Origin of the sequence: Microbacterium sp. (genome assembly GCF_029263575.1) — a bacterium.
In the GTDB taxonomy this organism is placed as follows: Bacteria; Actinomycetota; Actinomycetes; order Actinomycetales; family Microbacteriaceae; genus Microbacterium.
Window position 1 is genome coordinate 1 of record NZ_JAJUFV010000181.1, and the last position, 5,373, is coordinate 5,373.

General features: G+C 64.8%; 5 protein-coding genes and 1 pseudogene. 5 read left to right on the forward strand and 1 reads right to left on the reverse strand.

The genetic code is table 11. The features are described 5' to 3' along the window. On the forward strand, positions 1-1,866 hold a 1,866-nt coding region (locus Q1J95_RS14050; RefSeq protein WP_300268636.1), incomplete at its 5' end, for a penicillin acylase family protein. 28 nt (positions 1,867-1,894) lie between these two features. On the opposite strand, the gene Q1J95_RS14055 is transcribed toward Q1J95_RS14050, so the two are convergent. Then, positions 1,895-2,656, reverse strand: a complete 762-nt coding sequence (locus Q1J95_RS14055; RefSeq protein WP_300268638.1) for a GntR family transcriptional regulator — start codon at positions 2,654-2,656, stop codon at positions 1,895-1,897. Positions 2,657-2,902: 246 nt separating this feature from the next. On the opposite strand from Q1J95_RS14055, the gene Q1J95_RS14060 reads away from it, so the two are divergent. From Q1J95_RS14060 to Q1J95_RS14075, 4 genes and pseudogenes are all read left to right on the forward strand, one after another. Then, a complete protein-coding gene (locus Q1J95_RS14060; protein WP_300268640.1) occupies positions 2,903-3,805 on the forward strand; it encodes a transporter substrate-binding domain-containing protein in 903 nt (300 codons plus the stop codon). An 18-nt stretch (positions 3,806-3,823) separates the two neighbouring features. Further along, positions 3,824-4,558, forward strand: coding sequence for an ectoine/hydroxyectoine ABC transporter permease subunit EhuC (ehuC, locus tag Q1J95_RS14065; RefSeq protein WP_300268641.1), 735 nt, complete (start codon positions 3,824-3,826; stop codon positions 4,556-4,558). After that, positions 4,555-5,220 (forward strand): ectoine/hydroxyectoine ABC transporter permease subunit EhuD, encoded by a 666-nt coding sequence (gene ehuD, locus Q1J95_RS14070; protein ID WP_300268644.1) that lies wholly within the window; start codon positions 4,555-4,557, stop codon positions 5,218-5,220. The genes ehuC and ehuD overlap by 4 nt, the downstream gene beginning before the upstream one ends. 37 nt (positions 5,221-5,257) lie before the next feature. Beyond that, a pseudogene (locus Q1J95_RS14075) lies at positions 5,258-5,373 on the forward strand (L-cystine ABC transporter ATP-binding protein YecC); the annotation flags it as partial.

The following is a 5,373-nucleotide window of genomic DNA, read 5'->3' on the forward strand; positions in this document are numbered from 1 at the left end:
ACGACGGCGGAACCCGCAGCATTCAGCACAGATTCCGACTCCGTCACGGCCGTGCAACCGGCATTGACGACGATCGAGTGGGGCGAGGCATCCAGCGTCATCGAAGCCGCAAGCATGCTCGTCGGCGACGTCGGCGAGGGCATCGGATCGAACTCATGGGTCGTCTCGGGCGCTCTCACTGAGACGGGGATGCCGCTGCTGGCGAACGACCCCCACCTCGGCGCCGCTCTTCCCTCCGTCTGGTATCAGGTGCAGCTGAAATGCTCGACCGTATCGGAAGCGTGCCCCTTCGACGTGGCCGGCTTCTCGTTCTCGGGCCTGCCGGGCGTCATCATCGGGCACAATGCCCAGATCGCGTGGGGCTTCACCAACCTCACAACCGATGTCGCCGACCTCTACATCGAGATCGTCGACGGTGACGAGTACTGGCGCGACGGCGAGCGCGTGCCGCTCGAGGTGCGGGAGGAGACCATCAAGGTCGCAGGGGCTGAAGACATCGACCTCACGATTCGCTCCACCGTGCATGGGCCGATCATCTCGGGCCTGACGGAAGACTTCACGGCGATCGCCGACGACCCGGTCACCAGCACCGGCGACGCCGTGCTGCCGCTGGATTCTGCACCCGAGATCCCCGAAGGCGAACCGGCCGTGAGCCTGCGCTGGACCGCCCTCGACCCCGGCAGCACCGCGACAGCCCTGTTCGCCATGAACACGGCGCAGAACTTCGCCGACTTCCGTCACGCGGCATCACTGTTCGACGTCCCCGCCCAGAACCTCATCTACGCCGACCGCGAGGGCAACATCGGCTATCAGGCACCCGGGCGGCTGCCGATTCGCGGGGCCGGCGACGGCTGGCTGCCGCAACCCGGCTGGGACAGCAGCTACGACTGGACGGGCTTCATCGACTTCGAAGACCTTCCTGTGTCGTACAACCCGACATCGGGTTACATCGTCACGGCCAACAACGCCATCGTCACAGACGACTACGAGCACTTCCTCTCGCGCGACTGGGCCTACGGCTACCGCGCCGCACGCATCATCGACCTGATCGAGCGCCGCGCGGCGACCGGTCCGCTCACAGCGCAGGACATGCGCGACATTCAGTTCGACAACGCGATGTGGATCGGGATGCGCCTGGCCACCGTCATCGGCGATGTCGAGGTGTCGGGTGCCGGCCCGAACGAGGCCATCGACCTGCTGCGCACCTGGGATGCACAGAACGACGCGTCATCGCCCGCCGCGGCCTACGCGAACGTGCTGTGGTCGAACCTTGTGACCAACCTGTTCGCCACGCGTGAGCAGCCGCTTCCCGCCGACGGGCACGGGCGCCTGTTCACCGTGATCTCCGACCTGTTCGAGAACCCGGACGACCCGCTCTGGACGAACGAGGCCATCGGCGTCGACGGCATGGACGAGATGCTCGCCCTCTCAGCCGAGCAGGCCTACGACGAACTCGTCGCGCTGCAGGGCGAAGTCACAGCCCGCTGGAACTGGGGAAACCTGCACGCCCTCACCCTCACCAACGAGACCTTCGGCACGTCGGGGATCGCCCCGATCGAATCGCTGTTCAACCGCGGCCCTTATCCCGCCAGTGGCGGCGCCTCAGTGGTGAACGCCACCGGCTGGGAACTCGGCGGCTCATATGCGACGACCACCGTGCCATCGATGCGCATGGTGATCGACCTGGCAGACTTCGACGCCTCATCGTGGAACAACCTGACCGGCGCATCCGGCCACGCCTTCCACCGCCACTACACCGATCAGACCGAGGACTGGTCACGCGGCATCCAGACGCCATGGGCGTTCAGCACGGATGCCGTCGGCACGGCGGCTGTCGACACGCTGGTGCTGAAGCCCAAAGGTTAGGGCTTCTGTCTCCGAAGGGCGAGAGCGCTCAGCGTGCCTCGGCGAACTCGATCGGCTCAAGCTGTGGCGGCTCCTCGCCAGCGGGCGTCTCGACGGTTTCGACCGCGTCGGCCTTGCCTGTGAGTCGGGCGATCGCTTCGTCGAACTGGCGCTCGAGGGCGCGGAAGGCCGCGTCGCCATCACCAGCGGCGAGCGCATCGAGCAGTTCGCGATACGTCACCGAGACCGACCGGCGCACCGTATAGCCGTGGTCATCGCTGAAACTCGCGATACGCGTCTCGATCGCGAGGGTCGCCATGTAGCGCGAGAGCCTGCTGCTGCCTGCGGAATCGACGAGTAGCTGGTGAAAGTCCAGATCAGCGTCGCCGATGGTGCGAGCATCCGTTCCTTCGCTGACGGCGACCAGGTCAGCGAACGACCGTTCCAAGGGGCCCAGCACTGACGAGTCCGCGGCAGCGGCGATCAGGCGCACGGCATGACCTTCGATGGCGAGTCGCGCGTCGTAGACGTCGGCGACCTGGTCGGGTCCGATGACGCTCACCCGCATTCCGCGGCCGGGGGATGCCGTGAGCAGACCTTCTTGCACGAGACGCTGCGTCGACTCCCGCAGGGGGCTGCGGCTCACACCCAGCTGCGATGACATCTCGACCTCACCGATCGGGCTGCCCACCGGCAGCGCTCCGGTGAAGATGGCCTTACGCAGCTCAGCGACGATCAGATCGACCGTGGACGGCCGCGCTACGCGCACCATAGACACCGGCGTCCCTGCGCGACGGGTGTGTGCAGCCATGAGCATCCTTTCCATGCGTCGCGAAACGCGAACATCTCATTGTCGGGCCTGCGCGGCGATACGCGAAGTCGAGGGCCGGACCAAGTTTGCCTCAATGTCACGATTTTGTATACAAGTCGACAATCTGCGCGTCTGACTGTACATCCGTGGGCAGAGTGAATAACGTGTTGCACGGTCCATAACCGGTCGACGGCGCCCGCTCAGAAGCGTCGCACTACCCGAATCCATACGGAACGTGAGGACATCATGACCAAGAGAACGACTCGAATCGGCATCGCCACAGCCGCGATCGGAACCCTGACCCTGGGCCTGCTCGCCGGCTGCGCGTCCGGCGGAGACAGCGGCGGTGACGGCGGCGACGACAGCATGACCACGCTCGAGAAGGCGCAGGAATCGGGCACGATCACCCTGGCCGTCGCATCCGAGCAGCCCTACTCGTGGGTCGAAGACGGTGAGGCCACCGGCGCCACCATCGCGATGCACGAAGAGATCTTCAGCAACCTCGGCATCGACAACCTCGAAATCGAAGAGGTCGACTGGAACTCGCTCATCCCGGGCCTGAACGCCGGTCGCTGGGATGTCATCAGCGCTGGAATGTCGATCCTTCCCGACCGCTGTGAAGAGGCCGCATTCAGCGACCCGGAGATCATGTACACCACGGCACTGGTCGTGCCCACGGGAAACCCCAAGGGCCTGAGTGACCTCGACTCCGTGCTCGAGGCGGGCGACGTGACGCTCGCTGTGCAGTCCGGCGCCATCGAAGAGGGCTACGCCGCTGATCTCGGCATCAGCAACGTGATCCAGGTCGACAGCGCCACGGCTGGCATCGAGGTCGTGCAGGCCGGTCGCGCAGACGCGTTCGCGCTGACGGCCGTGTCGATGAACTGGATGACCGAAGACATGGACGACGTCGAGACCACCGACGCATTCGTGCAGGAGATCGACGGGGTCGAGCAGATCGGCGCCGGTTCGACGGTCTTCCGTCAGGAAGACACCGACCTGCTCGAGGCCTACAACGAAGAGCTCGCCAAGATCACCGCAGACGAGGCAACCTACCTCGGCCTCGTCGAGGAGTTCGGCTTCACGGCCGAGAACCTTCCCCCGGCAGATCTGACCACCGAGCAGCTCTGCTCGGGCGACCTCGGCTGAGGCTGATTCCGAGCTGACGTGGCTGAGAATCTCGAAGCGCTCGGGAGGGCGCTGCCCTATCTTCTCGAAGGTGTGTGGATCACCCTTCAGTTGACTCTGGGTGGCGCCCTCCTGGCCATCGTCGTCGCCATCGCGTTCGGCCTGCTGGCACGATTCAAGAACATCTTCCTGCGCGGTTTCGCGCGCATCATCATCGAGCTGTTCCGCGGAACCTCGCTGCTGGTGCAGTTGTTCTTCTTCTTCTTCGTGCTGCCGCTGCCGCCGTTCAACCTTGAGTTGCCGGCCGTTTTCGTCGGCATCCTCGCGCTCGGTTTCAACTACGGCGCCTACGGCGCCGAAGTCGTGCGCGGGTCGATCAACTCGGTGGATGCCGGTCAGTGGGAGGCAACGACCGCGCTGAGCCTGTCACGCGCACAGCGCATGTGGCGCGTGATCTTCCCGCAGGCGTGGGCGCTCATGCTCCCCTCGCTCAACAACCTGCTGATCCAGCTGCTGAAGGGCACCGCCGTGGTCTACCTGATCACGATCGTCGACCTGACGGCAGAGCTGAACCGACTGCGCCTGCAGACCGACGTCTTCTTCGCCTACGGCCTGGGTCTGCTCATCTACTTCGCGATTGCCTATCTGCTCACCCTCGGCATGAACGCGCTCGAAGCTCGCGCCAAGCACCGGCTCGGGCAGGGCGGACGGTGGCGCGACACCATCACCTCCACACCGGTTCCTGACGCTAAGGGGGCGGGCCAGTTCGGATGAACGAAGACAACAGTTTCTGGAACTGGGAGCACGCTGCCGCTGCCTTCCCCGAGATCCTCGAGAAATTCCTCACCGTCACGCTGGTCGTCACGATCATCGGCAGTGCGATCGCAGCCGTGCTCGGTCTGATCATCGCCCTGGGTCGACGCAGCGCGCCACGGCCCATAAGCGCCGTGATCTCGCTGGTGATGAACTTCATCAGGATGACGCCGCTGGTCGTGCAGCTGCTGTTCGCGTACTACGTGTTCACGACCGTCCCGCCGATCGTGCTCGGAACGATCATCATCGGCATCCACTACGCCACCTACATGGCTGAGGTCTACCGCGCCGGGATCGACGCGGTTCCACCCGGGCAGTGGGAGGCCACGACGGCGCTCTCGATGTCGCCCGGCCGCACGTGGACGGCCGTGATCATCCCGCAGGCGCTGCGCTCGACTCTGCCGGCGCTGGCCAACTACGTGATCTCGATGTTCAAGGACACGCCGTTCCTCATGGTCATCACAGTCGTCGAGATGGTGCGCCAAGCACAGCTGTACGGCAGCAAGAACTTCCGCTTCGTCGAGGCGGTCATCATCGCCGGCCTCATCTACTTGGCCGCGAGCCTGTTGAGTTCGTTCCTCGCCCGGCAATTGGAGAAACGCCTTGAATACACCACCGCTTGACACGCACACCGGTGCGATCGCCCTCGCCGACGGCGAGATGCCGGCCATTCTGTTCAACAAAGTCGAGAAGCGCTTCGGCGACCATGTCGTGCTGCACGACCTCGACTTCGTCGTGCGCAAAGGCGACCGCGTCACCCTGATCGGTCCGAGTGG

Coding starts and splice junctions, on each gene's coding strand:
- Q1J95_RS14060 (WP_300268640.1), top strand. CDS start 2,903: ATGACCAAGAGAACGACTCGAATCGGCATCGCCACAGCCGCGATCGGA.
- Q1J95_RS14055 (WP_300268638.1), bottom strand. CDS start 2,656: ATGGCTGCACACACCCGTCGCGCAGGGACGCCGGTGTCTATGGTGCGC.
- ehuD (WP_300268644.1), top strand. CDS start 4,555: ATGAACGAAGACAACAGTTTCTGGAACTGGGAGCACGCTGCCGCTGCC.